At 60.4% G+C, this 25,688-nt stretch carries 26 protein-coding genes and 1 pseudogene; 10 read left to right on the forward strand and 17 right to left on the reverse strand.

All coding sequences use genetic code 11. The features are described from left to right. Position 1 precedes the first annotated feature (1 nt). Together AQ621_RS16180 and AQ621_RS16185 are read right to left on the reverse strand one after the other, a co-directional pair. Complete coding sequence (locus tag AQ621_RS16180; RefSeq protein ID WP_058342262.1) at positions 2-1,036, reverse strand: SPFH domain-containing protein; 1,035 nt, start codon at positions 1,034-1,036, stop codon at positions 2-4. A 2-nt stretch (positions 1,037-1,038) separates the two neighbouring features. Next, positions 1,039-1,500 (reverse strand): NfeD family protein, encoded by a 462-nt coding sequence (locus tag AQ621_RS16185; RefSeq protein WP_022990513.1) that lies wholly within the window; start codon positions 1,498-1,500, stop codon positions 1,039-1,041. Between the two features lie 150 nt (positions 1,501-1,650). Between AQ621_RS16185 and AQ621_RS16190 the strand changes: the two genes are divergently transcribed. Together AQ621_RS16190 and AQ621_RS16195 are read left to right on the forward strand one after the other, a co-directional pair. Further along, positions 1,651-2,466, forward strand: coding sequence for an SDR family NAD(P)-dependent oxidoreductase (locus tag AQ621_RS16190; RefSeq protein WP_058342263.1), 816 nt, complete (start codon positions 1,651-1,653; stop codon positions 2,464-2,466). 84 nt (positions 2,467-2,550) lie between these two features. After that, complete coding sequence (locus tag AQ621_RS16195; RefSeq protein ID WP_058342264.1) at positions 2,551-3,342, forward strand: class II glutamine amidotransferase; 792 nt, start codon at positions 2,551-2,553, stop codon at positions 3,340-3,342. Between the two features lie 185 nt (positions 3,343-3,527). On the opposite strand, the gene AQ621_RS16200 is transcribed toward AQ621_RS16195, so the two are convergent. Next, positions 3,528-4,421 (reverse strand): metal-dependent hydrolase, encoded by an 894-nt coding sequence (locus AQ621_RS16200; protein ID WP_058342265.1) that lies wholly within the window; start codon positions 4,419-4,421, stop codon positions 3,528-3,530. A gap of 228 nt (positions 4,422-4,649) precedes the next feature. Between AQ621_RS16200 and AQ621_RS16205 the strand changes: the two genes are divergently transcribed. After that, positions 4,650-5,756, forward strand: a complete 1,107-nt coding sequence (locus AQ621_RS16205; RefSeq protein WP_058342266.1) for an AraC family transcriptional regulator — start codon at positions 4,650-4,652, stop codon at positions 5,754-5,756. Positions 5,757-6,153: 397 nt separating this feature from the next. Continuing rightward, on the forward strand, positions 6,154-6,561 hold the full coding sequence (locus tag AQ621_RS16210; protein WP_058342267.1) for an NINE protein: 408 nt from the start codon (positions 6,154-6,156) through the stop codon (positions 6,559-6,561). Here AQ621_RS16210 and AQ621_RS16215 read toward each other — a convergent pair whose 3' ends face one another. Beyond that, on the reverse strand, positions 6,562-7,929 hold the full coding sequence (locus tag AQ621_RS16215; RefSeq protein ID WP_058342268.1) for a WS/DGAT/MGAT family O-acyltransferase: 1,368 nt from the start codon (positions 7,927-7,929) through the stop codon (positions 6,562-6,564). A 173-nt stretch (positions 7,930-8,102) separates the two neighbouring features. Between AQ621_RS16215 and AQ621_RS16220 the strand changes: the two are divergent. Continuing rightward, positions 8,103-8,414: pseudogene (locus AQ621_RS16220) on the forward strand (nitroreductase); the annotation flags it as partial. Positions 8,415-8,426: 12 nt separating this feature from the next. On the opposite strand, the gene nirD reads toward AQ621_RS16220, so the two are convergent. Further along, positions 8,427-8,795, reverse strand: a complete 369-nt coding sequence (gene nirD, locus AQ621_RS16225) for a nitrite reductase small subunit NirD (RefSeq protein ID WP_058342269.1) — start codon at positions 8,793-8,795, stop codon at positions 8,427-8,429. Positions 8,796-8,965: 170 nt separating this feature from the next. Then, positions 8,966-11,479: a nitrite reductase large subunit NirB gene (gene nirB / locus AQ621_RS16230; protein WP_058342270.1), complete on the reverse strand. Its 2,514-nt coding sequence runs from the start codon at positions 11,477-11,479 to the stop codon at positions 8,966-8,968. Between the two features lie 340 nt (positions 11,480-11,819). Between nirB and AQ621_RS16235 the strand changes: the two genes are divergently transcribed. Then, a complete protein-coding gene (locus AQ621_RS16235; RefSeq protein ID WP_058342271.1) occupies positions 11,820-13,157 on the forward strand; it encodes a nitrate regulatory protein in 1,338 nt (445 codons plus the stop codon). Here the strand turns inward: AQ621_RS16235 and AQ621_RS16240 are convergent. The 11 genes from AQ621_RS16240 to AQ621_RS16290 all read right to left on the reverse strand — a co-directional run bounded on the left by AQ621_RS16240 (position 13,118) and on the right by AQ621_RS16290 (position 21,418). Then, a complete protein-coding gene (locus tag AQ621_RS16240; protein WP_058342272.1) occupies positions 13,118-13,774 on the reverse strand; it encodes a hypothetical protein in 657 nt (218 codons plus the stop codon). The two genes, AQ621_RS16235 and AQ621_RS16240, sit on opposite strands and share 40 nt — an antisense overlap. A 48-nt stretch (positions 13,775-13,822) precedes the next feature. Next, positions 13,823-14,215, reverse strand: a complete 393-nt coding sequence (locus AQ621_RS16245) for a type II toxin-antitoxin system HicB family antitoxin (RefSeq protein WP_058342273.1) — start codon at positions 14,213-14,215, stop codon at positions 13,823-13,825. A 2-nt stretch (positions 14,216-14,217) separates the two neighbouring features. Then, complete coding sequence (locus AQ621_RS16250; RefSeq protein ID WP_058342274.1) at positions 14,218-14,406, reverse strand: type II toxin-antitoxin system HicA family toxin; 189 nt, start codon at positions 14,404-14,406, stop codon at positions 14,218-14,220. Positions 14,407-14,522: 116 nt separating this feature from the next. Beyond that, positions 14,523-15,041: an Hcp family type VI secretion system effector gene (locus AQ621_RS16255; protein WP_058342275.1), complete on the reverse strand. Its 519-nt coding sequence runs from the start codon at positions 15,039-15,041 to the stop codon at positions 14,523-14,525. A gap of 206 nt (positions 15,042-15,247) precedes the next feature. Further along, positions 15,248-16,987: a bifunctional protein-serine/threonine kinase/phosphatase gene (locus tag AQ621_RS16260; RefSeq protein ID WP_058342276.1), complete on the reverse strand. Its 1,740-nt coding sequence runs from the start codon at positions 16,985-16,987 to the stop codon at positions 15,248-15,250. A 55-nt stretch (positions 16,988-17,042) separates the two neighbouring features. After that, entirely contained in the window at positions 17,043-17,891 is an 849-nt protein-coding gene (locus AQ621_RS16265) for a formate/nitrite transporter family protein (RefSeq protein ID WP_058342277.1), read from the reverse strand. Positions 17,892-18,187: 296 nt separating this feature from the next. Beyond that, positions 18,188-18,961 (reverse strand): energy transducer TonB, encoded by a 774-nt coding sequence (locus AQ621_RS16270; protein ID WP_058342278.1) that lies wholly within the window; start codon positions 18,959-18,961, stop codon positions 18,188-18,190. Then, the gene (locus AQ621_RS16275; protein ID WP_058342279.1) at positions 18,958-19,368 is read right to left on the reverse strand and encodes an ExbD/TolR family protein; all 411 of its coding nucleotides are present in this window, start codon (positions 19,366-19,368) and stop codon (positions 18,958-18,960) included. Before AQ621_RS16275 ends, AQ621_RS16270 begins: the two co-directional genes overlap by 4 nt. Continuing rightward, positions 19,365-19,760, reverse strand: a complete 396-nt coding sequence (locus AQ621_RS16280; protein ID WP_058342280.1) for an ExbD/TolR family protein — start codon at positions 19,758-19,760, stop codon at positions 19,365-19,367. The genes AQ621_RS16275 and AQ621_RS16280 overlap by 4 nt, the downstream gene beginning before the upstream one ends. Beyond that, entirely contained in the window at positions 19,747-20,532 is a 786-nt protein-coding gene (locus AQ621_RS17925) for a MotA/TolQ/ExbB proton channel family protein (protein WP_058342281.1), read from the reverse strand. The genes AQ621_RS16280 and AQ621_RS17925 overlap by 14 nt, the downstream gene beginning before the upstream one ends. Positions 20,533-20,653: 121 nt before the next feature. Next, positions 20,654-21,418 (reverse strand): sulfite exporter TauE/SafE family protein, encoded by a 765-nt coding sequence (locus tag AQ621_RS16290; RefSeq protein ID WP_022990536.1) that lies wholly within the window; start codon positions 21,416-21,418, stop codon positions 20,654-20,656. Between the two features lie 97 nt (positions 21,419-21,515). On the opposite strand from AQ621_RS16290, the gene AQ621_RS16295 reads away from it, so the two are divergent. From AQ621_RS16295 to AQ621_RS16310, 4 genes are all read left to right on the forward strand, one after another. Then, the gene (locus tag AQ621_RS16295; protein ID WP_058342282.1) at positions 21,516-23,003 is read left to right on the forward strand and encodes an amidase; all 1,488 of its coding nucleotides are present in this window, start codon (positions 21,516-21,518) and stop codon (positions 23,001-23,003) included. Positions 23,004-23,147: 144 nt separating this feature from the next. Next, positions 23,148-23,780 carry a hypothetical protein gene (locus AQ621_RS16300; protein WP_022990538.1) on the forward strand — a complete coding sequence of 211 codons (633 nt, stop codon included), beginning with the start codon at positions 23,148-23,150 and terminating at the stop codon, positions 23,778-23,780. A gap of 107 nt (positions 23,781-23,887) precedes the next feature. Beyond that, positions 23,888-24,895, forward strand: coding sequence for a methionine ABC transporter ATP-binding protein (locus AQ621_RS16305; RefSeq protein ID WP_022990539.1), 1,008 nt, complete (start codon positions 23,888-23,890; stop codon positions 24,893-24,895). Beyond that, on the forward strand, positions 24,895-25,572 hold the full coding sequence (locus tag AQ621_RS16310; protein ID WP_036220240.1) for a methionine ABC transporter permease: 678 nt from the start codon (positions 24,895-24,897) through the stop codon (positions 25,570-25,572). Before AQ621_RS16305 ends, AQ621_RS16310 begins: the two co-directional genes overlap by 1 nt. Positions 25,573-25,688 lie beyond the last annotated feature (116 nt).

The following is a 25,688-nucleotide window of genomic DNA, read 5'->3' on the forward strand; positions in this document are numbered from 1 at the left end:
CTTAGCTGTTGCCGGCTGAGGCCACCATGCCGCCACGCAGGCCGTCCCGGCTCAGAGCGTCCCGAACGGCGTCTTCAGGGCTGCCGGCCAGTTCCCGGAACATGCCTATGGAGCCCAGCAGGGCGGAGGATTCGTAAGGTACGAAGACCCGCTCGCCGTCTTTCGCCATGGTGGGCAGGGCTTTGATGTAGCTCTGGCCCAGCAGGTAGCCGACAACGGTGCGCTTGTTTTCCTCCGAATCGCCAATGGCGTTGAGTACCAGGCGGATCGACTCCTGCTCACCCTGGGCGCGCAGAATCGCGGATTCTTTGTCGCCCTGCGCGTTCAGGATCGCGGACTCGCGCTGGCCCTGGGCCATGGCAATGGCGGCGGATTTCTCGCCTTCCGCCTCGGTTACGGTGGCCCGGCGCTTACGCTCAGCGGCCATTTGCAGGCGCATGGCTTCTTCCACTTCTTCGGGCATGCTGATGTCCTGCACTTCCACCCGGGTCAGCTTGACGCCCCATTTCGAAGCGGCATCTTCCATTTCCGCCTGGATGGCATTGTTGACCTCGCTGCGGGATTCGAACAGCTTGTCCAGCTCCATCTTGCCCACCACCGAACGCAGCGTGGTCTTGGCCAGCACCTCCACCGCCTGGCTCATATTGGCGACTTCGTATACGGCCCGGCGGGGGTCGATGATCTGGTAGTAGAGCGCCCCGTTGATTTTTACCGTAACGTTGTCGGTGGTGACCACCGGCTGGCCGGGAAAGTCCATCACGGTTTCGCGGCGGTCAATGCGGACTTCGTCAGTGGTGACCGGGTGATACTCATCGCCCATGCGCATGTAGCGGATCATGCTGATCGGGCGGGGTTTCTCGATGAACGGAATGATGATGTTAATGCCGCTCTCCAGCACCCGGTTAAACGAGCCCAGGCGTTCGATCACCATGACTTCGGACTGCCGGATAATCACCAGCCCCTTGGCAATAACAAAAACGCCAACGGCGACAACGATAAGGCTGATGACCAGCCCCGGGGTAATCAATGCTTCCATGTTTACTGCTCCTTGTTGGGATGTGCGAGGTGCACGATGGCGGTTGTGCCATCAAAGGTTTCAAAAATCACTGGCGTGCCTTCCGGCAGTGCAGGGCTGCTGCCGTCCACGAGTTTCAGGCGATAGAAGTCGCCATTGACCTCAATGCCGGTGGTGCCGTCAAAGTCACGTAATTGAGAGTGGTAGAGCTTGCCGTGTTCCACGCCGGTGCCGGTGGTGCCGTAGGCGACCCCTTTGGGGGAGAACCTGGGGCGTATCCAGAGAATGGCCACCGGAACCAGAATGCCGGACAGAACCCCCATCGCTACCAGTTGCCATTCAAACGGTGCGCCGAGAGACGCCACCAGTGCGGTCAGTGCGGCCGCCACGCCGAGGGCGAGCAACAGCAGTACGCCGGAGGTGAGTTCGGCCAGGCTGAGGGCCAGGGCCAGAATCAGCCAGAAGTGGGTAAGACTCCATTCCATAGTCAGTTTTATCCCGTCGTCGAATCAAGTGGCCGGAGCGCCCGTTTCAGGGGGCGTGTGATGCCATTTTGCATGGCGGCCCAGCTGTTACAGTACCGGAGTATTAAAGTACCTGCATCAGTAGCAAAAACAAGACAGAGGGTCGTAATCATGAAGGATCTCAAGAACAAAGTGGCTGTGGTAACCGGAGCCGGCTCCGGAATCGGCCGGGCCCTTGCCAGTGTGTTGGCCGCCAAAGGCTGCCGGCTGGCGCTGTCTGACGTTAACGAAGCCGGGCTGGCGGAAACCGTGGCCGCCTGCGGTGGTGCCGACGTGCGTTCTTACCTTCTCGATGTCTCTGACCGCGAAGCCATCTACGCCCACGCCGAACAGGTACGGGCTGACTTCGGCAAGGTTAACCTGGTCATCAACAACGCCGGCGTGGCGCTGTCTGCCTCCGTTCGCGAGATGACCGACGAAGACTTCAAATGGGTGATGGATATCGACTTCTGGGGCGTGGCCCACGGTACCCGCGCCTTCCTGCCCCACCTGATCGAATCCGGTGAGGGCCATGTGGTGAACGTCTCCAGCGTATTTGGCCTGATCGGCGTGCCCAAGCAGAGCGCCTACAACGCGGCCAAGTTTGCCGTTCGGGGCTTCACCGAATCCCTGCGCCAGGAAATGAAACTGGAAAACCAGCCGGTGCAGGTCAGTTGTGTGCACCCCGGCGGAATCCGCACCAACATCGCCAACTCCGCCCGCATGGGTAAATCCGAAAACGGCGAAGCCCAGCGCAAAGGCTTCGACAAGATTGCCATGACCACCCCGGACAAGGCTGCGGAAATCATCGTGAAAGGCATCCTGAAAAACGAATCCCGCATCCTCGTGGGCCCGGATGCCTGGGGCATCGACGCCATCAACCGCCTGCTCGGCTCCGCCTACCAGCCACTGGTAGAACGCTTCTCCCGCAAGAACCTGTACATCTGACCTGACAAGCCCCGGCAGCACTGGAGCTGCCGTCAAATTGCGGTATCCTTGGCTGAATCACCATCAGCCAAGGATCGCTTTGCCATGTGCGAACTGCTGGCCATGAGCGCCAACACCCCCACCGACCTGTGCTTCAGCTTCACCGGCCTGACCCGCCGCGGCGGCGACACCGGCCCCCACAAAGACGGCTGGGGCGTGGCCTTCTACGAAGGCAAGGGCGTGCGCAGCTTCCACGACGCCGACGCCAGCGCCAACTCCCGCATCGCCGAAGTGGTTCAGACCCACCCCATCAAAAGCGAAGTGGCCATCTGCCACATCCGCCAGGCCAACGTCGGCGAAATCTGCCTGGCCAACACCCACCCGTTTATCCGCGAACTCTGGGGCAGATACTGGGTCTTCGCCCACAACGGCCAACTCACCGGCTTCCGCCCCGAACCCGGCTTCTACGAGCCGGTCGGCGACACCGACAGCGAAGCCCTGTTCTGCGACATCCTCAACCACCTGCGCAGCGACTGCAGCCGCGACACCCCGCTCGAAGACGTCGTCACCAGACTCGTGAGCCTGTCCCAGGCCTACGCCAGCGAAGGCGTCTTCAACCTGCTGCTCAGCAACGGCGACTGGCTGTTCACCTACTGCACCACCAAAATGGCCAGCATCACCCGCCGAGCCCCGTTTGGCCCGGCCCGGCTAAAAGACGCCGACGTCACCGTCGACTTCGAATCTGAAACCACCCCCAACGACATCGTCAGCGTGATCGTCACAGAACCCCTGACCACCGATGAAAAATGGGATGTCTACCAGCCCGGCGAATGGAGGCTGTGGAAGAAGGGAGAAGTGGTGATGTCGGGCCTGACAAAGCAGGCCCAAGTAGGATAACTGGCCCGGAGAACACACAACAGTTCAAGTTCAGTCGGAGACAGTTCGTCGTCAGTCAGGTCAAGCAGGAGAGTGGGTTGGAGGGGCTTTCCTGCAGGAAAAAAGATGTCTGAGCGAAGCGAGTTGTTTTTTCCGAAAGGAAAGCCCCTCCAACCCGCTCGCCAGCGTAACTCCAGCCAGAAACCTTACTGCAAGGTCCGCCGATTCCCACTCTTATACTGCGGCGCAATATGCTGCTGAATCTGCGCCTTAAACCGCCCGATCAGCTCGCTATTGTCTTTATCCCAGGGATGGAAATCCGGCTTGAAATACTCCGCCCAGGCCGGAATCAGGCTAGAGAAAGCGCCATCCTTACCCCACATGCGCCACATCCCCTTCGCCGCACCCTTCACCGAAAAGTGCTTGCGATCCTTCATCACCATCCGCCCGGTAAACCAGGTCGCCACTACGCCCAGTGCAGCCGTCGCGAACAACTGGTAGAAAGCCCGCTCGGCATAGGTGCCGCCCACCTGCTGGAACACATCATAGGCCACCGCCTTGTGCTCGGTTTCCTCAATGGCATGCCATACCCACAGTGGGCGCATGGTTTCGTGCATATCCTCACGCACATCGTCCCGCTCCAGCAGCATATCCGCCATCATCGCCGTGATATGCTCCAGGGCACAGGTCACCGCCAGCTGGTGGCGCTTGGGCAGATTGCGGGCCAGGTCCAGAATCACCTTCAGATCCTTCTCCATCTCCTCCACCGGCATGCCCTGATCGCGAACATGCTGGTTCATGGCAATATGCTCCAGGGAATGCATGGCCTCCTGGCCAATAAAGCCCCGAACCTCCGCCTTCAGCTTCGGATCGTTGATCTGATCGCGGAACGCCCGCACAGAATCCACAAAAAACTGCTCGCCTTCCGGAAACAGCACAGACAGTGCGTTCATGGTGTGGCTGATCAGATAGTTATTGTCCAGCCAGTAGCGGGGCACCTTCTCATCGAACTCGAAGCCCATACGCTGGGGCTTGATGGCGACATTGTCCGGGGTATGTGAGGCCTTGGCCTGGCCGTTGGCGTGTGCGGTGGTCAGCATGTTGTTACTCCTGTGCGTTTGAACGCTTTGGCTGATGTCATGGCTCCAGTGTGGGCCAGTCAACCAACAAGCTGAATGCGCAAACGGGCCGGCCATCGTTCACAATGGGCCACCGGAGCCCCGCATTGACCGGTATGACGGCAAACATGCGGCCCGCAGCCCCACTGTTGCTTTGATGGGGTTCTGGTACAGTCACTAACCAGACATTTATCAATTCAGGAACAGACTATGGCAGCAACGGGAGCGGACACCGAGAAGCAGATGCTAGGGCTGTTTCTGGTGCCGGGCGTTTACCTGCGGGTACTGGCAGAAACCGTACGCAAGCTGGGCCATAACGACCGCTCCCTGTATCAGGGGCTGGCCTTCACCGCTGAAGACCTCAAAGCCAACGACAGCCGCGTGTTTGTCACCGACGCCATCCTCATGGCCCAGCGGGCACTGGAACTGGCCGGAAAGGATGGCCTGAGCTTCCAGCTGGCGCGGGAGCTGCGGGTAACCATCCACGGCACCCTCGGCTTCGCCGCCCTCACCAGCCCCACCTTTGAAGGTGCCCTGGACTCCGTGCGCCGCTACCTGCAACTGCGGGCGCCGTTCCTGAGCATGAAACAGTCCCTCGCTGGCGATCAGGTACTGGTGCAGCTGTGCACCGAGTTTGATGTGCCCGGGCTGTACAACTTCCTGGCCGAAACCGTCAGCGCCACCCTGATTCTGCTGACCGAGCAGCTACTGGACCGCAGCGACGCCGAGGCCAGAGGCTTTGCCCTGTCCGATGGCAAGCTACCCGGCGTCTCGGTACGCCTCACCGCCCCGGAACCCGCTTATTACACCGCTTTTGCCAGCCAGCTGCCGGTGCGGTTCGACTACGGCCAGCCGGAAGAAATGCTGATCTTCCCGCGCCAGATGCTGGATGTACGAATGCGCCTGGCCGACGCCGAAGCCTCCCAAATGGCCCGGGACCAATGCGAGTTCGAGCTGCAAAAGGCCCTGAAAGAACAAGGCGACATCGTACTGGCCATCCGCAACATGCTTAGAATGACCCCGGGGCCGCTACCGTCCCTGGAAACCATGGCTGAGCGATTCCACGTCTCATCCCGAACCCTAAAGCGCCGCCTGGCGGACCGGGACACCAGTTACCGGGAAATCGTAGAAGCCGTCCTGAAAGACCGGGCCATCCAGCTGTTACGCTACACCACCCAGTCCGTCAGCGAGATCGCCTATGAACTGGGCTATGCCGACCTGTCGAACTTCAGCCGGGCGTTTCGCAAGTGGACCGGCAAGTCTGCATCTGAATTTCGGGAAGGTGGGGTGGATCCGGCTCCGGACGTGGGGCCCTGATTTGTTGCGCCTCTGGGTTGGGAGCTTGGTCGCAGGGTGGCCAGAGAATTTTTTCTGCGAAAAACAACTCGCTTCGCTCAGACATCTTTTTCGCAGAAAAAATTCTCTGACCACCCCACGCCCTGTTGACCTTTTTGATGGCGTACCGGTTTGTTTCTGGTCGTTTTCAGGTTTTTGATTCAGTTTTCTTTTCCATCTTTTGCAGTTGTCTTCCCCGCCTATGCCCCGATATTGTGACGGACGGGGAGGTTGGATTATTTTTCCCGCCAGAAAAAATATGTCTGAGCGAAGCGAGTTGTTTTTTCCAAGGGAAAAATAATCCAACCTCCCCAGTCCCGCCCCCAAAACCAACAGGCTAGGGCCCAAGCCGAACCCAAACTCAAAAAAAGGAACCAGGATGAACGGACAACCAGACACCCACAGCAAAGTCATAGGCTACCTACTCTGGATCTTCGGATTCCTGGGCTCGCACCGGTTTTATTATGGTAAACCGATCACCGGCACCATCTGGTTCTTCACGCTAGGGCTGTTCTTTATCGGCTGGATCATCGACCTGTTTCTGATCCCGAGTATGGACCGGCAGGCCGACCGGCGTTTTCAGGAAGGCGAGGTCAGCTACAACATCAGCTGGATTCTGCTCACCTTCCTGGGGGTGTTCGGCATCCATCGTATGTACATGGGCAAGTGGATTACCGGGCTGATCTACCTGCTGACCGGCGGCTTGTTCTTTATCGGCGTGCTGTACGACTTCTGGACCCTGAATACCCAGGTTTCCGAGCGTAACCACGAAGTCCGTTTCGGCTGATTACAGGCCGGCGGCGGTTTCCAGCTCGGCCAGGCCTTCTTCCAGGTGGTCGAGCATTCGCTGCATGCTGGGCAATGTCCGGCGGCAGCCGATGAGGCCGAATTCTACCTGGCCGTTGTAGCTGGTCAGGGTCATGTTCAGGGCCAGGCGGTCCATGGCGATGGAGACCGGGTACATGCCTTCGAGCCTGGCGCCGTTCCAGTAGCGGGGCTCTGAAGGGCCGGGTACGTTGGAGATCACCACGTTGAAGGTCTGCCAGTTAGGCGCCATGCCGGTGAGCAGGTGGAAGGCCGCCGGGGCCAGGGTCAGGGCGGTGTAGTTGACGATTTCTTCAGACGACATGTGCCGGTAGCGGTCCTTGGCTTCCTGCATGCTCTGATGGATTTTCATCAGGCGCTGGCCGGCATTGTTTTCATCGGTGTGCAGGTTGGCCAGGATTACGCCGACCTGGTTGCCCTCGGAACTGTCGTCCCGGCGCAGGGAAACCGGCACGAAAGCGATCAGCGGTTTCGCCGGCAGGGCATCCTGGTTCATCAAGTAGGTGCGCAGGGCTGAGGCACACATGGCGGTGACCACGTCGTTCACGGTGGTGCCGTAGGCTTCACACACCGCCTTGATGCGTTTCAGGCAGTAAGACTGGGCGGCGAAGCGGCGGGAACCGGTAATTTTCTGGTTCAGAACGCTGCGCGGGGCGTGGAAGATGGAGTGGTAGGTCGGGTCTTTGCGGGCCTGGTTGATGGTTTTCAACAGCTCCTTCGCTACCGTGGGAATGGTACCCAGCTGCTTGCCGGAGCTGCCCAGCAGGTGGGCAACGCTGCGCCAGAGTGACAGGCTGCCCTCGTCGGCACCGGAACGCGCCCTTGGTGTCATATCCCAGATCGGCGGCATGCCGGTTTCGTGCGGGTTCTCGCTCAGCATCCGGGTGGCCAGGCGCATCGCAGAAACCCCGTCAATCAGCGAGTGATGCACCTTGGTGTACAGGGCAAACTGCCGGTCTTTCAGCCCTTCAATCAGGTGCACTTCCCACATCGGTCGCTCCCGGTCCATCAGGTGCGAGTGCTCGGCCGACACAAACGACAGCAGCTCCCGGATACGTCCCGGCGTTGGCAGGGCTTCAAAGCGGAAGTGGTGCTCCAGGTCCAGCTGATCGTCTTCCACCCACACCGGCTGGCCCAGCCGGTAGCTCAGCCGGCGGTTGAACGGCGCGGTTACCTGATGCTGCTGCCGCAACTGCTCCGCCAGCCGGGCAACGTAATCGTCCGGGGCGTTTTCGGGAAAGGAAAACAGCTGAAGCCCGCCCACGTGCATGGGTTGTTGGCGCTTTTCCAGCCAGAGGAACAATTGGTCGGTGGGGTTGAGGGGCTTCACGGTGCATCCCTTGTTGTTGATGTCTGGGGTGATACTACCGTAAGTTGGCGGCTACTGGATTGACTTGATTAACCTTGGGTTGCGCTCGTTCAGCGACCTGCCATGGGAGAATGAAAAGATGGACGTTGAACTGGCCGTAAAATCCCGGCGTTCGCTTTGAATGGTTCAAACGCAACTTCGAATTCTTCGGTGCCCCCGTGGGCCTGTTCTGCACCGTCGACGACAACATGGGCCCGCCCCAGTGGTCGGATCTTGGCATGATCCTGCAAACCATCATGTTGCTACTCCGCGAAGAAGGCTTGGACAGCTGCGCCCAGGAATCCTGGTCGGTGTACCCGAAAACCATCAGCGAATTCCTGGGCCTGCCCGAAGGCCGCAAAGTCTTCACCGGCATGGCCATCGGCTACGCCAACCCCGACAGCCCGTTCAACCAGATCACCAGCCGCCGGGCGCCGCTGGACGAAGTCGTCGAATTCATCCGCTGACGCCTACCGAACTCAGGCGGCCACCGCAGCCGCCTGCTCAACCGGCACCTCCAGCCGTATCCGGTTGCCATCCAACAGCACCGGATACGTCTTCACCTGCACACCCGCATCCTCCAGGCACCGCCCGGTCCGCAAACTGAAATGCTGCTTGTACAACGGCGAAGCCACCACCGGCTCCCCGTTCAAATCCCCGGTAATCCCCCGGGCCAAAACGTTCGAACCACTGAACGGATCGGTATGGCTGATGGCAAACAACGCCGGCAACCGATGCGGCAGATAAAACACCGCCACCGGCCCGTCCTCCGTCCAGACGGCAATGCCGGAGTCAGCCACCAGATCGTCCACCGTGCAGACCGCTTCCCAACAAGTCCGAGCTTTCATAAAACGTTCTCCTGAATCCCAATGTCTTTAACTTGCCTATCCCACTTATGTCTGTGAGCGCGGGGGTCGGGGTAATTTTCTGGCAGGAAAAAAGATGTCTGAGCAAAGCGAGTTATTTTTTCCAGAAGAAAATTACCCCGGCCCCCGTGCTCAGCCCCCAAGCCAGAAGGCTACGAAGAAGCCACCTCCAAAACAGGCCGACGCTGCCCCCGCTCCGAAGTCCAACGCTGCACCGGATCCTTCTGCAACGGCGCATTCACAAACTCCCGGAACCGCTTGCGCTTCTGAGGATCCTCAACGGCGGTTTTCCACTCGCACTGATAGGTATCCACCAGATCCGCCATATGCTGCTCCAGCTCCTCACCAATACCCAGACTGTCCTCCAGCACCACCTGCTTCAGATACGCCAGACCCCCCTCCAGGTTTTCCATCCACACCGACGTCCGCTGCAGCCGGTCCGCCGTGCGCACATAGAACATCACCACCCGATCAATCGTGCGAATCAGTTCCTCATCCGACAGATCCGTGGCAAACAGATCCGCATGCCGTGGCCGCATGCCGCCATTACCACACACATACAGATTCCAGCCCTTCTCCGTGGCAATCACCCCGAAGTCCTTGCTCTGGGCCTCGGCACACTCCCGGGTACAGCCAGACACCGCCATCTTCACCTTGTGAGGCGCCCGCAGGCCCTTGTAGCGATTCTCCAGGGTGATCGCCATGCCAACACTGTCCTGCACGCCGTAGCGGCACCAGGTGCTGCCGACGCAGGACTTCACCGTGCGCAGGGATTTACCGTAGGCGTGGCCGGTTTCGAAGCCGGCGGCAATCAGCTTTTCCCAGATCTCCGGTAGTTCGCTCAGGGTGGCGCCGAACAGATCCACCCTCTGCCCGCCGGTGATCTTGGTGTACAAATCGTACTCCCTGGCCACTTCGCCCAGCACAATCAGCTTTTCAGGGGTAATCTCGCCGCCCGGAATGCGTGGCACGATGGAGTAAGTGCCGTTCTTCTGCATGTTGGCCATGAAGGTATCGTTGGTGTCCTGCAGCGGCACGTGGTCGGTGGCCAGGATGTGTTCGTTCCAGCAGGTGGCCAGAATCGAACCCACGGTCGGCTTGCAGATGTCACAGCCCTGGCCTTTGCCGTATTGTTTGAGCAGGCCCCGGAAGGTGCGGATGCCGTTCACTTTCACCAGGTGGAACAACTCCTGGCGGGTGTAGGGGAAGTGTTCGCAAAGGTCGGTGCACACCTCTACGCCACGCTTTTCCAGCTCGCTGTCCACCACCTTTTTGAGCAAAGCGGCACAGCCACCACAGCCGGTGCTGGCCCTGGTTTCGGCCTTCACTCCGCCCAGATCAGTGCAGCCGGCGTCAATGGCGCCACAGATATCGCCCTTGGTGACGTTGTGGCAGGAACAGATGGACGCGGTATCCGGCAGGGCATCGGCCCCCAGGGCCGGGGCGCCGCCTTCGCTTTCCGGCAGAATCAGCGCTTCCGGGTTCGCCGGTAGCTCGATGCCGTTGAGGGCGTATTGCAGCAGGGTGTCGTAGGGGCCGTTGTCGCCCACCAGAATGGCGCCCAGCAGAGTCTTGCCGTCCTGGCTCACCACCATGCGCCGGTAGTGGCCGGCCTGCTCATCGTGAAAACGGATATTGCGTGCACCCGGGGTCTGGGCGTGGGCATCGCCAATGGAGCCCACATCCACCCCCAGCAACTTGAGCTTGGTGCTCATGTCGGCGCCGGTAAAGGCGGCGCTGGCGTCGTTGTTCAGCTCGGCTGATAGCGTGCGGGCCATGGTGTAACCCGGCGCCACCAGGCCAAAAATGCGGTTATTCCAGAGTGCGCATTCGCCGATGGCATGAATATTCGGGTCGGAAGTGGTGCATTGATTGTTGACCACAATGCCACCGCGCTCGCCCACCTCCAGACCGCAGGCCCGGGCCAGGGTATCCTGGGGGCGGATGCCGGCGGAGAACACAATCAGGTCGGTCTCCAGATGGCTCTCATCCGAGAAATTCATCCGTAGCCGCGCACCGCTTCCCGGCACGATGGCGGTGGTGGCTTTCTCGGTGTGCACCTGTACGCCGAGGTCCTCGATCTTCTGACGCAACAGGGCGCCGCCCTGATCGTCCAGCTGCACCGGCATCAGGCGCGGGGCGAATTCCACCACATGGGCCCGCAGGCCGAGGCTTTTCAGGGCATTCGCCGCTTCCAGCCCCAGCAGGCCGCCGCCCACCACCACGCCGGTTTTTGCCGATTGGGCGCTGGCCTGAATGGCGTCCAGGTCGTCCAGGGTGCGGTACACAAAGCATCCGTCCCGGTCGTTGCCTTCAATCGGCGGTACAAACGGATAGGAGCCGGTGGCCAGTACCAGTTCGTCATAGGGATAGACGCCCTTGGCGGTGGTTATCACCCGGGCGTCCCGGTCGATGGCGGTAACCGGCTCATGCAGGTGCAGATCAATGTCCTGCTCCGCATACCAGTCTGCCGTGGCCATCGCGAGATCCGCATGGCTGGAGCCGCTGAAGTACTCCGACAGATGTACCCGGTCGTAGGCCAGTTGCTTCTCTTCCCCGAACACCAGAATGTTAAAACTCCCGGCAGCCGGCGACTGGGTGAATTGCTCCAGGAAGTGATGACCAACCATGCCGTTGCCGATCACAATCAGGGTTTGTTTACTCATGGGCTGCCTCTCCAAACAAAAAAAGCCGGAGCATCATGTCCTCCGAGGAGAACAGATGGTCCGGCGCCAATGCCAACAACAATGATCTGATGGTCCGGCCTGATTCCTTGGCCGGGACAGTCGTCCTTGGTTAGGTCAAAGCGATCTCCATGCCAACTTTTCAAAGCCATTAAATTCAGAGGGTTAGCGGTTCTGGCCGTTTGGCCGACTCCGTAACAGGCGAAAAGGTGCCCCGGGATGGGGCAAGTTGCACGATGATGAGGCTGGTGGTTCTGGCCTGTTAATTGCTGCATCCCTGTCAGACAGAAATTAGCTGTGTGCTGATACAAGGAGCTGCACCATGAATACCCAACGCCATCCCCACGTGACCGCCGCGGCGACTGCCGCGGATTTCCTGATCGCCTCCCGACAGTGCGAGGTCCGCAACCTGGAGTACTTTCTGCAGATGGGCCGGCTGGTGCAAAGCGTGGGCAACCTGGTGCACGGGCTGCAACGGGAGCGGGGTGCTACCAACCTGTTTCTGGGTTCCGGGTGTCAGCGCTTCGCCAGGGAGCGGGACTTGGTGCTGAAACAGAACGAACAGCTGGCCTCAATCTTCCGGGAGGCGCTGGCGGACATCCAGCATGACCTGACCGACCACCCGGTCAGCAGTCCGTTGCTTGGACACATTGCCGGTGCCCTGCACTGTCTCGATCAACTTCCAGAAATGCGGCGCCGGGTGTCAGAGCAGTCTGCCAGCGTGGAAGAGGCCACGGACTGGTACTGCGCCACCATCCATAAGTTGATCACAGTGGTATTCGAGGCCGCTGAAACGGTGGCTGAACCCTCTATCGCCGGCCTGCTGGTGGCTCTGGTGCATGTCATGAATGGCAAGGAATACAGTGGCCAGGAACGGGCCGCGGGCTCGGCCGGGTTCTCCAGCGGCCAGTTCGACAGTGCACTGTCACGGCGCATGATGCACCTGGTTGAGGCGCAGGAACGGTGTTTTGACGTGTTTGTAAACTTCGCCCACGAAGAGAGTCTGGGGCTCTGGCAAGCCCTTCGCGCCCACCCTCGGGAGCTGGAGATTGAACGGATGCGGCAGAAGGCAGTGTCTGTCGGGCGCTTTAAAACGCTGGATGAAGGATTGGCGGACCACTGGTTCCATCTGATGACTGAGCGTATGGACGATCTCAAGAAAATTGAAGACTCGATCGAAAGCGCCTTTCATCATCGCTGCGTGGAACGCTACACCGAAGCCCGTCGAACACTGGCTCACCAGGAAACCTTGCTGGCCTCACTGGAACAACGAAGCTCCCCGGCAACTCCGGTGTTGGTGGTCTGTGATAATGGCGTGGACGCACGCACGGTGGATGCCTGGGCCGGCGATGGCGTTGGGCAACAGGCAGGCCGGTCGATCTTTGACCTGGTTCAGGCGCAAACCCGCCGACTGCGCCAGATGTCCGAAGAGCTCCAAAGTGCAAAGGATGCGCTGGAAGACCGCCGTATCCAGGAAAAAGCTGTGTTGCTGTTGATGGAACACCGCAACATCAGCAACGACGAAGCCCACCGGTTACTGAGGAAACTGGCGATGGATCAGGGTAAACGCTTGCCAGAGGTAGCCCGGGCGTTGATGTCCATGTCCGCAGTGATTGGCAATCAAGCCGCCGGGCTCAACAGCTGCAGAGGCACGCGATAGCGAAACAGGCGGGATTGCTGGCTGACCAGAACGGTGCAGGTTTTGCGGTTAACCCGGATGACCTCACCTTTCTTCTCGCTGCGCCCGTCACCAAAACGCACGGCATCCCCGACCTGCCACTGCTGCCGGGCCTGCTTCGGGCTCGGCAGTTCAAAGGCTGCGCCCGAAAGTTCGATACCGGCCAATGTGGCCTGTTCACTCAGATACTGCCGGGTGGCGTTTGCGGCACCGCTGTTATGCAGCTCATCCAGCGTTTCATAAAAATGCCGGTTATGCACCGAGCCGTAATGCCGCTGCCCGGCGCTGTGCTGCAGCAAATGGGCAAACTCATGGCAGCAGGTGTGCGCCAGCAGGTTCAGCACACTCACTTCACCGTCGAAATAGACCCGGCTCCGGATTTCCCGGGTGGATAACCAGCCCTGGGCGGTTTCCGGTTGATGCTTGGCGGCAATCATCCTGGCCCCGTAGGTGATCAAGTGTTGCTTCTTGCGGGGATCATAACGGTGGTAAGTGGCTTGCCCGGAGCCTACGCGCAGCACCAGTCCTGCACACGGGTTCTGTTTTCGAACCCAGCTTGCAGCCGGCGCCCATAGAATGTCCCGGGTGGCCTGGCACATGAGAGTGCCGAGTGTCTTTGTAAATTCGGGGAGTGAAGATGTCACGAGTTAACGGGCTTCCAGTTCTTTGCGAGCCGTCATTGCCAAAAAGGCTGACCGGCTCATATGTCTGCTCCGGGCCTCCTCGTCAATGCGACGCAACAGGCCTTCCGGAAGGCTGACGTTAAGGCGGACAGATCGGGTTTTCAAGCGGTTAACGTCTATATCCACCATCATCCAGAGACCACCCTGATAGTCACGGTTATTCATCAGGTCGTCCAGGGAGGACGGCGAGGGAAGCTCCATGTCTTCGTCTTCGCAGCAAAGCTCAATGGCCTCCTGGATTTTTCCCGGCAACTCCTGCCATTGGTCGGCAGCGGAAAAACAGCCGGGGAAGTCCGGAATTTCTGCGCCGTGGGCGTGCTCGTCGTCGCCCTTGTGTACGTATACGGGATAAAGCACGTTTACCTCCAGTCCCAGCCGGCCTGACGATAAATGCTTCTCAGGGTGCCGATGGGAATATCTTTTCGGGGGTGCGGAACCACAACATGACCCGGTTTGTCCGGATGTTTGTACTTTTCGTGATCTCCCTTGCCACCGACTTTGACCCAGCCTTCGGCTTTGAGTCGTTTAATCAGGTCAGCACTTTTCACAAGATAAGATCCTTATTGTGTATGTTTACACAATGGTTTGTTCCTGACAATGAAGCCCGGAAACAAAAACGGCCGGCCCGAAGGCCAGCCGTTTTCCGAGGATCGAACCTGAAAAATCAGGCTTCGATTGGCGAGCGCCAGTCGTCTGCACCGGAGGTACCGGCAACGGCATGCTCCCAGGTTACCTTGCGGTAGGACAGGGAAACGGTTACCAGCTGGGTGAAGTCAGCGTTGGCGGCGTCCTGGCAGTGGGGCATGTTGCAGTCGATGTCGATGATGGTGGCATCTTCCAGGATGGTGGAGAAGAAGTGCTCCTGCTTGCCTTCTACGGAAGTTCGGTACCACTTGAGCTCTACTTTCGGCAGCATTTCGCCGGAAGCCAGGGCGTTGTACATCAGCGGGGTGGATTTGTTCAGGGCGGAAGTGAACTTGAACGGCTTGTGAACGCGCTGGCCGGAAGGCTGGCCGGACTGTGGATCAGTCGGAACGGTGACAACGTGGCTGAATTCCTGAACCAGCACTTCGTCTTCGTGGCCTTCAACGTAGATGTTGCCTACGGAATCGGAAGTGAATGCGCCGGCGGTGATGTTGCCCTGAGTTTTACCTTCGATGCTGATATAACAAGGAGTTGGCATAGTCTGCTCCATGACAATGTGTGAGTGAGTGTCCCAAGGTTGTTCCCTGGACGGCATAACTGATAACAATCCCCGTGCCAGTTTTTTAATTATTATATAAAACATATGGTTATGTGTTTTTCTGGCGTTTCCTGAGTGCCTTCGGGCAACGCGTTGCCTGGCGTACGGGCGAGCTTTTGCTGGCCGGGCAAGAAATGGCCCGGAGCTCAGATCCAGGAGCCTCCGGCCAGGGAAGTTAATAGCGCCAGCAGAAGCAGGGCTGAGACGCCTTGCCAGAAACGTACCGGCTGCCGTTCCATGAGAGGAGGATGGTGTCGGGCGCGCCAGTCCTGCCCGGGGTGTCGGAGTTCATAGAGCAGTTCCGATAACGCCGGGTAGCGACGATGGGGTTCCGGGTGGGTGGCCCGGGCCAGGGTGGCGTCCAGCCACGGTGGCAGGTCTTCGCGCCAGGCCCTGGCTGGCCGGTATGTCAGGGCCCGCAGTTGTTTGCGAGTGCGGATTCGGGGTACATCGGTGTGGTAGGGCAGGTGCCCGGTCAACAGCTGATAGACAATCACGCCAAGGGCGTACTGGTCCGACTGCCAGGTGCCCGGCTCGCCGAGAAACAGTTCCGGGGCCGAGTAGAGGGCTGCGCCAACCGGATAGTCGGTGGCAGGTTTGCCGGCTTCTTCAAGACCGGCGACCCGGGTAGCTCCGAAATCGACCAGCATGGCCTGGCCATCGGGTGTGATCAGGACATTTTCCGGTTTCAGGTCCTGATGCACCATTTCCAGCCGGTGAAAGGCCCTGAGTCCCCGGATAATCTGCTCGGCCAGTTGTCGCACGGTTTCCAGGTCTGGCTGAGGGTGGTCAAGCATCCATTGCCGCAAGGTACAGCCTTCCACATAGTCAGTGGCCAGGTACAGGCAACTTTGCGGGCGCTCCGGGGCAAAGATGGCGACCACATGGGGGCTCTGCACGCGCTGGGCAATCCAGCGTTCGGTGGCAAATCGCTCCAGTTCGTCCGGGTACTGTCGTAACTCCATGGCGGGAAACTTGATTGCGACTTGCTTCCCGGAGCTTTCATCCACGGCCAGGTAAACGTGGCTTCGGCTACTGATGTGCAGGGCCCGGATGATCCGGTACCCGTCCAGCACCTGTCCGGGTGCGGGCTCGGGCGCGAAGGGCAGTTCGCGATAGGCCTCCTGGGCGCTGACGTCCTGTGTCCGAGAGGGTAACTGGAGTACGCGCAGTACCTGAACGGTCAGGTTATCCTCACTTCCCCGCTCCAGTGCCAGGTTGGCCAATGCCCGGGCAGCGTGATACAGATTGTCCCCGCAGTCTGCAAGGCATCTGGTGATATCCCCTGCAGACAGTTGTTCGTATACACCATCGGTCATCATCAGAAATACGTCGTTCCGGTGCAGGGCGACACTGCGATATTCGATGTCCAGTTGCGGGCTCAGCCCCAGAGCCCGGTTCAGGCAGCTTTCGTCGGCCGAAAGCCAGACCCGGTGGTCGGTCGTGAATTGTTCCAGGGTGTTGCCCTGAAGCCGGTAAATCCGGGCGTCTCCTACATGAAACAGGTGCGCCGTTGCGGATTTCAGCACCAGGGCACTGAAGGTGCAGACGTAGCCCCGGTCCTGGTCGTAGCGATAACGGCTTTGCCGGGTCTGGGCGTGCAGCCAGGCATTGGTGGCCCGAACTACCCGTTCGGCCGACTGTTTCACCGACCAGCTCTCGGGGGTCGAGTAGTAGTCGCTCAGGAAGCCTGCCACCGCCGCTTCACTGGCCTCCTGGCTGACATTGCTGGAGCTGATGCCGTCGGCGATCACCGCCGCAATGCCTTTGCTGTGGCGCTGATGATTGTCTGGTATCAACAGGCCGTGGAAATCCTGGTTGACCGGTTTCCGGCCGGCGCTGCTGAACTGTCCGGCTTCTATCGTGAGCTGTTGGGTGCTGGACATGGATATGAACCAGTGAAGCCCCCGGTGTGTGCGGCACCGGGGGCTTCAGCCGTGATCAGGCGCTGCGGGTGCTGGCTGGTGCGCGGTAGTCCGCTGCCAGCGTGCGCTTGGGCGCAGTGCGTATATGGGTGGCGTACAGGGTCAGGCCGGTGAAGGACAAACCGCCCACCAGGTTGCCCAGTACGGTCGGAATTTCGTTCCAGACGAAGTAATCCATGATGCCGAACTCGCCGCCCATCAGCAGGGCAAACGGGAACAGGAACATGTTCACAATGGAATGCTCGAAGCCCATGTAGAAGAACAGCATGATCGGCATCCACATGGCCAGCACCTTGCCCTGCACCGTGGTGGAGATCATCGCACCGACCACGCCCATCGACACCATCCAGTTACACAGCACGCCCCGCAGGAAGATGGTGAACCAGCCCGCTACGCCATGTTCGGCATAACCCAGGGTGCGGGCTTTGCCGATGGAGGCGATCTTTTCGCCTACCACGCCTGGCTCGGTGTTGAAGCCGTAGGTGAAGACGAAGGCCATGATGGCGGCCACGGTGAGGGCACCGCCGAAGTTACCCAGGAACACCCAGCCCCAGTTACGGAGAATACCCCGGGTATCCACGCCCGGGCGCCGGTCCAGAAGGGCCAGTGGGGTGAGCATGAACACGCCGGTGAGCAGGTCGAAGCCCATCAGGTAGAGCATGCAGAAGCCGACCGGGAACAGCATGGCTCCGGCCAGGGGGCTGCCGGTCTGGACGGTGACGGTGATGGCAAAGACGGCGGCCAGGGCCAGGATGGCACCGGCCATGAAGGCCCGGATCAGGACATCCCGGGTGGCCATATAGATTTTCGATTCTCCGGCGTCGACCATCTTGGTGACGAACTCGGAAGGCAGAATGTAAGACATAAGAGATTCCTCCTGGTTTTCTGACGCGGTTGCCGGCGCCAAAAAAAAGGCGCCGCTCACGATTCGCTCTGGAAGCGAAGGTGAGCAGACGCCGTCGTCTGAAGTCGTTCATTTTCGGTGTGGCAGAGTGCTGGTCTGCTGAAGGAGTCTCAGCAGGGTTCGTGCCAGCTTCGGAAGTTCTAAAGAAAAAGTAGTGATTTCAATAGCAAGGCGAGTGTGTGCGCATGGTTAGCCGGCTAGTCCTGGCGCGGTCAGCAGCACTGATGCAGTGCAGCCTGCGAGGCGCTGGTGCATTTTCAGCGCAAACTGAACCGAACCGGCAGAGCGTAGGCAAAGGTTTGCCCCTGCATTTCCGGCGGCACGGCAGGCAGTGGCGCGGCTTGTTCCAGCATTTGCAGGGCGGCATCGTCCAGCAGGCGGTGGCCTGAGCTGTCCCGAAGTGAGTGCTCGAGAAGCTTGCCGTCGCGGGTGAACTCGAACACGATCACCGGTGTGCCCTGTTGGCCCAGCCGGCGGGCCCGGCGCGGGTAGTCGTAGTAGCGGGCCAGGTGGCGGCTGAGTTTGCTCAGGTAGCTGTTCACGTCGGCGGAGTTGCCGGCGGTCTGCAGGGGTACCGCATCCTGGCTTTCCGAGGCATCGCCCTCTTCCCCGGATGTCTCAGTCGCTTCTGAAACATCCGCCGCAGGGGCAGGCTCTGCCGGCGCGGGTGCCGGTTCCGCAGCAGGCTCCGGTGTTGGCTCGGGTTCAGGTTCTGGCTGAGGTTCGGGTTCCGGAGCCGGTTCGGGCTTGGGATCGGGTTTGGGCTTTGGCTTGGGGGCCGGCTTGGGTTCGGGTTTCGGTTCCGGTGTAGGCTCTGGCTTGGCAGCGGGGGCAACAGGTTTTTCCACCGGCGCAGGCGTTTTCCGGCCAGCCAGGCTGATTTTGATAGCCGGTGCGGTGTTCACAGCGCTGTCGCCCAGGGTAGCAAGTGGCATGGGTTTGTCCGGTGCCGCCAGCGTCAGTCCGAAGCCGGTAGCGGCTATAGCCAGCACCAGAAACAACAACTTGGGGCCCTTGTGTTGCGGCATCATTGCCCGGGCTCCGTCAGCAGCAGAACCTCGGTGTAGCCGCCCTGCTCCAGGACGGACAGCAGCGCTTCCAGGTCGGACATGGTAAGCGACTGGTCTGCGGCAATTCTCAAGGGATTGCTGTCATCGGGTTGCGGCAGGGCGGCCAGCAGCTGTTCTTCGCCCAGCACCTTGCCCTGCACTTTCCACTGGCCATCGGCTGCGACCATCAGGTCGGCTTCGGGGGCACGTTCCTGTTGCTGTTGGGCTGCACCGGGCAGCTCCGGCAGGGGCTCGTTGGTCAGCTGGCCGGCCACGATAAAGAAGATCAGCAGCAGGAACACCAGGTTGATCAGCGGCAGCAGGGCGTCTTCAACCCGGTCCAGCAGGCCTTTGCCGGAGGTTGATGGAGGAGGAACCAGTTCTGTCATAGGTCGTTGGTGCTTTGGCGATTCCAGTGCGCTTCCACGCCGGCGTTGTCCAGGGCGCTCAGGGTGCGGGTGAAATCTGCCAGGCGGGAATCGGCGCTGGTGCCCAGGTTGGCTTCCCGGATGCCGGCTGCCTTCAGTGCTTCCAGCAATTCCCCGAGGCTGTAGCGGTTGTCCTGCCACATTACCTGACCGCTGGCGGTTACCTGCAGTTCAGGCAGGGGCTCGCCGGTCACACTGCTGCGGCTTTCAGTGTTATTGCCCAGCTCCAGGTAGTCCACGGGCAGCAACCGGGTGGTCAGCATGAAAAACACGAGCAAAATAAACACCACATCAATCAGCGGTGTAATCCGGATCGGTAGTGGCCGGTTGGGCCGGGGTTCAACCAGCTGCATGGGCGAAGCGCGGGCTGTCGTTACCGGAATAATTACGGGTGTCAGCAGCTTTTGAGGGTTTATCCGCTGGGACAGCCTGCGGCGCGCCGGCGACCTCGCCAGAGGGCACCACATTGAACACGCTGACCAGTGCGCTGTTGATGGTCTTGTGAATCCGGCGCAGGCGGAATTCAATCCAGGCGGCCAGGGCGGCAAAGGGAATGGCGACAATCAGGCCTGCAGCGGTGGTCATCAGGGCTTCGTAGATACCGCCACTGAGCTGGCTGGCGTTGGCCCGGCCTTCGGTGGCGGCCATGGCGCTGAAGGCTTCCATCATGCCCATGACGGTGCCCAGCAGGCCCAGCAGCGGAGCCAGGGCGGCAATCACTTCGATGATTTTCAGCGGTGCTTCAAAAGGCTCCAGTGCACCCTGGGCATCCCGCACGGCGGTCTCGCGCACGGCCGGGGTGTTGGGGTTGGTCTGGCAGGCGCTCATGGTATTCACCAGCAGGTGCATCAGCGGGTTGCCACGACCGAAAAAGCCTGCTTGCTGGCGCACCTGTTCCGGGCGGGTGTCCGACGGGGCAGATTGCCACTGGTCTACCAGGGTGCGCAGCTTGCGGGTGTATCGCGGGGCGTAGAAGCTGCCGTACAGCATCAGGTAAACAAAGGTAACAGCACCGATCACCGCCAGGGCAATCAGCACAACCATGATCGGGCCGCCCATGTCGACCAGCTGGTTTAGCGGGCTGAGTTCGGTAAGGGGCTCGGCTACGGCACTGATGGGGTCCATGAAGCAACACTCGGAAGAATGAAAACAGAACTAAATAATAACGATTATCACTAGAATTACAAGTGGGAATGCGAATGTGTTGCAACGGGCTGGCTGCTTTTCGAAACAGTGCGGAGGTGTGTCAGCCGAACCAGCCGGCTGATTGCGCCGCCTGCCACAACAGCCGCAGTGCCAGCAGGGTCAGCACCACGTTGAACGCCAGGCTGAACCAGCGGTTGGTCATGGTGTTCAGCAGGCGCAGCCCCAGCCAGGTGCCGGCAAAGCCGCAGGCAATCATGGCGACAATGAACAGTAGCCATTCCGAGAACACAAAGCCGGCAAAGCCGAACACCAGGGCTTTGGGCGCATGCTGCAGGGTCATGGCGGCGGCAAAGGTGGATACGGTTTTGAAACGGTCGGTGTGAATCTGCTTGATGAATGCGGCTACCAAAGGACCGGTGGCACCCACAAACAGGCTGATAAAACTGGTGATGGCCGAGGCCAGGAAAATACCGGCCGGCCCGAAAGAGGCCTTGGGCAGTTTCGGGCCCCAGCACAGATACAGCACGAAGCCGGCAATGGTCAGCTGCCAGAGGTGAGCGGGAAGGTTGACCAGTAACCAGGCACCCAGCGCAGCCCCCGCCACAACACCCGGCGCAAAGGCGAGAATCACCCGCCAGTCTATATGGCGAAAGGTCAGTACTGCCCTGCCGGTGTTGGAGCCCAGCTGGATCATTCCGTGGACAGGAATAATCGCCGCTGGCGGAATCCAGGTGGCCATCAGCACCAGCAGCAATACACCACCACCGGCGCCCAGCACGGCAGTCAGCATGGAGGTAACGGCGGAGGCCGCCAGCAGGAATAATCCCACGCCCGTGCTCAGGGCTTCCGGGAACAGCAGATCCATGGCACTCACCTAACGATTGTCGTAAGCTCCGGAGTTTCCGGATTACACCCGAAATGTCCAGCCGGATTGCACCACAAAACAACAAGCAGGGTTGCCGATGAAACAGTCTGAATATCTGAGCTTTGATGCCACCGCACTGGCTGACCTGATTCGCCGGGGCGACGTCAGTGCCCGGGAAGTAGCTGAAGCGGCCATCGACCGGGCCAACCGGGTGAATGGCAAACTCAACGCGATATGTCATCCGCAGTTCACCGAAGCCCTGGGACAGGGTTTCCCTGAGGACGGGCCCTTTGCCGGCGTGCCGATACTGTTGAAAGACCTGGCCCAGGAGCAGGCCGGCCATCCCTGCAGCTATGGCAGCCGGGCCCTGAGCACCAATGTACCGACCCGGGATTCGGAATTCGTGCGCCGTGCCCGCAACGCCGGGCTGGTGTTTCTGGGGCGCACGGCCACGCCGGAATTCGGCCTGAAGGCGGTGACGGAATCCGAGCTTTGGGGCCCCAGCCGCAACCCCTGGAACCCCGACCTCACCCCCGGCGGCTCCAGCGGTGGTTCCGGTGCCGCAGTGGCAGCCGGTATCGTGCCCATGGCCGGTGCCAACGATGGTGGCGGCTCCATTCGTATTCCGGCCGCCTACAATGGCTTGTTCGGGCTGAAACCGTCCCGGGGCCGCATCTCAGTGGGCCCGCATATGGGTGAGGCCTGGACCGGCGCCTCCACCGATCACGTGGTGTCCCGCACCGTGCGAGACAGCGCGGCCATGCTGGATGTGCTGGCCGGCCCCGCCAGCGGTGACCCGTTCCGCATTCCTGCGCCCGAATCGTCGTTTCTCGAACAGATGCAGCAATCCCCCGGCAAGCTGAAAATCGGTGTGTTCACCTCCTCACCCTACGACACCGACGTGGCCCCGGAATGCGTGGCGGCGGTGGAAGAAACCGCGAGAATGCTGGAGGGGCTCGGGCATGAGGTGGAATACGCCCGTCCGGACTTTGACGGCATGGCCCTGGCCCGGTGCTACCTGTCCCTGTATTTCGGGGAAGTCTCGGCCCTGATGGACAGCGCCCGGGAACGCTTCGGTGCCACGGATAAAGACTTTGAACTGGAAACCCGCCTGCTGGGAATGCTCGGCCGCACCATGCCGCTGCCGGACTACGTTCGGAGGCGCCAGCAGTGGAATGACTTTGCCCGGGCCCTGGGGGCGTTCTTCGACCGCTTTGATCTGTACCTCTGTCCCACCACCGGTCAGTTGCCGGCACAGATTGGCCAGATGGATACCCCGGCGCATCTGAAGCTGGTCGCCCGGCTGATGCTGGGTCTGAAAGCCGGCAAACTGGTACACCGTTCAGGACAGGTAGACCAGATGGCCCTGGAAAGCCTGGCCCGAACCCCCTTCACCCAGCTGGCCAACCTGACCGGAACCCCGGCGATGTCGGTGCCCATGCACTGGACCCGCGACGGGCTGCCGGTGGGCGTTCAGTTCGGCGCGGCCCACGGCGGTGAAGGCGGCTTGCTGCAACTGGCCGCCCAGCTGGAGGAAGCCAACCCCTGGTTTGCCAACTACGAGCGCCTGGAATCGGCATTCTGAAGAAACTGTGCGGATTTGTTGGTCAGGGGTTGTGATCCGGGCCAACAAACTCCACGTTTATCTTTCCATGTGGAACAGGCTATGCTGTAGGGTAGGGACTCCGCTCCCTGACCACCCTGATGGCATCGAGGAGGCGAGCATCTTATGAACCAATCGATGGCAATCGACGATCTGGTATCCGTAGCACAGGCCGAAGCCATGGGGGAGCTGGATGCCCCGATGATGGCAATTGTTCTCTCCAGCGATGAGAGCTACGACCTGCCCATCAACTCCCTGGAAACCGATGCCGACAAGGCCCGCTGGGGCCTGATTCTGCGTGCCGCCCGTGAGCATGTAGAAGCCGACGCGGTGGCTGTGCTTTACCCGGCCTGGACCACCATCCGCCGCAAGCCGGCTGAAAGCGAAGAACCCGAAGAGTCTGAAAAGTCCGACGTGCAGGCTTCAGAAGCCGATGACGGGAATGCAGACGACGACAAAGGCCCTATCGACACCCTGTTTGTGCAGCTGCACACCCGCGACAGGATTTACTGGCGTGGCTTCGAACAAATCCGCGACCCGCGGCACCAGCGCATCATCGGCTTCCGCCGGATCAAGGCGCTGTCCACCGACTACGAACGGGATAACGCGCCCTCCGTGGCGGCCTGGCTCAGTACCCTGTTCGAGCCGCTGCCGGAAGAAGGCGAGCAAACCGATATCGACCAGGAGCTGGCAAACCTGCTGGAAGAGCCGGAAGTGAGTGCCGCGCTCTACCCCCGGCAGATGCGCGCCCTGCATTGACGGATAAGGGCAAGTACACACGGCAGTGATTCGGGTTTGATCAGCGAATAGGCTATAATCGCCGGTTTTATCCTGCACCCTCAAGGCACTGAACCAGGGCACTGACCGTGATTGTATTTGACCAGGTACAGAAGTCGTATCAGGTGGCCGGCCGGGCGATCCCCGCGCTGCATGCCACCAGTATGACCATAGAAACCGGCGAAGTATTCGGCATCGTCGGCCATTCCGGTGCGGGCAAGTCGACCCTTGTCCGCCTGATCAATATGCTCGAGCCAGCGACCGGCGGCCGCATCCTGATCGATAACGAAGACATCACCCGCTACAGCGCCGCCGAGCTCAGGGCTTTCCGCCGCAAAGTGGGCATGATCTTCCAGCACTTCAACCTGTTGTCGTCCAAAACCGTGGCCGATAACATCGCCTTCCCCATGAAGCTGGCGGGTATCTACTCGAAAACCGAGATCCGGGAACGGGTGGAAGAACTGCTGGCCCGGGTCAGCCTGAGCGAACATGCCAACAAATACCCGTCCCAGTTGTCCGGCGGCCAGAAACAGCGCGTGGGCATCGCCCGGGCCCTGGCCTGCCGCCCGACTATCCTGCTGTGTGACGAAGCCACCAGCGCCCTGGACCCGCAAACCACCCAGTCGGTACTGAAACTGCTCGGCGACATCAACAAGGAACTGGGCCTGACCATCGTACTCATCACCCACGAAATGGACGTGGTGCGCCGGGTGTGCGACCGGGTAGCCGTGATGGACGCTGGCCGTGTTGTGGAAATGGGCCCGGTGAGCGACGTGTTCCTGCACCCGCAGCACCCCACCACCCGGGATTTCGTGTTCGAAAGCGAGAACGTAGACCGCGACGAACTGCAGGAAGACCTGCAAAAAGCCAACGGCCGCATCCTGCGACTGACCTTCAAAGGCGAATCCACCTACAAGCCGCTGCTGGGCAGCGTGGCCCGGGAATCCGGTGTGGATTTCAGCATCCTGTCCGGTCGGATCGACCACATTAAAGACACCCCATACGGCCAGCTGACCCTGTCACTGGTGGGCGGTGATCTCGACATTGCCATGCAGGCGCTGGAAGCCGCCGACGTTCACGTGGAGGTGGTGCGCTGATGGAAGCTTTAATGGAAACCCTGATGGGCAACGTAGACTGGGCCGAAATCGGCTGGGCCAGCTGGGACACCCTGGTGATGGTCGGTATGTCGTTGCTGTTCAGCGTCCTGATCGGCCTGCCCGTCGGCGTACTGCTGTTCCTGTTCGGCAAACGCCAGCTGCTGGAACAACCGGTGGCCTACGCGGTGCTGTCGTTTGTAGTCAACGTACTGCGCTCGGTACCCTTTATCATCCTGCTGATCGTGATGATCCCGTTCACCGTCATGCTGATCGGCACCTCCCTGGGCGTAGCCGGGGCCATCCCGCCGCTGGTGGCCGGTGGCGCACCCTTCTTCGCACGCTTGGTGGAAACCTCTCTGCGGGAAGTCGACCGCGGCATCATCGAAGCCACCCAGGCCATGGGTGCAAACGTAAGGCAGATCATCTTCGGCGCCTTGCTGCCGGAAGCGCTTCCCGGCATTATCGCGGGCATTACGGTAACGGCCATTACCTTGGTGTCTTATGCAGCCATGTCTGGTGTTATCGGTGGCGGCGGCCTGGGTGACTTGGCCATCCGATTCGGTTACCAGCGCTTCCAGACCGACGTGATGGTGATTACCGTCGCCTTGCTGGTAATCTTCGTACAGCTGTTGCAGATGGCGGGTGACCGCCTGGTGTTATATTTCAGCAGAAAGTAAGACTGTGATTGAGCCGGGAAAGCCATGCCAAGCCCGGTATAGGCAGGCTGCTGGGAGGCTCCTTCCGAAAATCTGGAGCGCCATGGACGGCGCGACGAAGCCCTACAGGGACGTAT

The sequence above is a fragment of the Marinobacter sp. P4B1 genome, from assembly GCF_001447135.1.
Taxonomy (GTDB): Bacteria; Pseudomonadota; Gammaproteobacteria; order Pseudomonadales; family Oleiphilaceae; genus Marinobacter; species Marinobacter vinifirmus.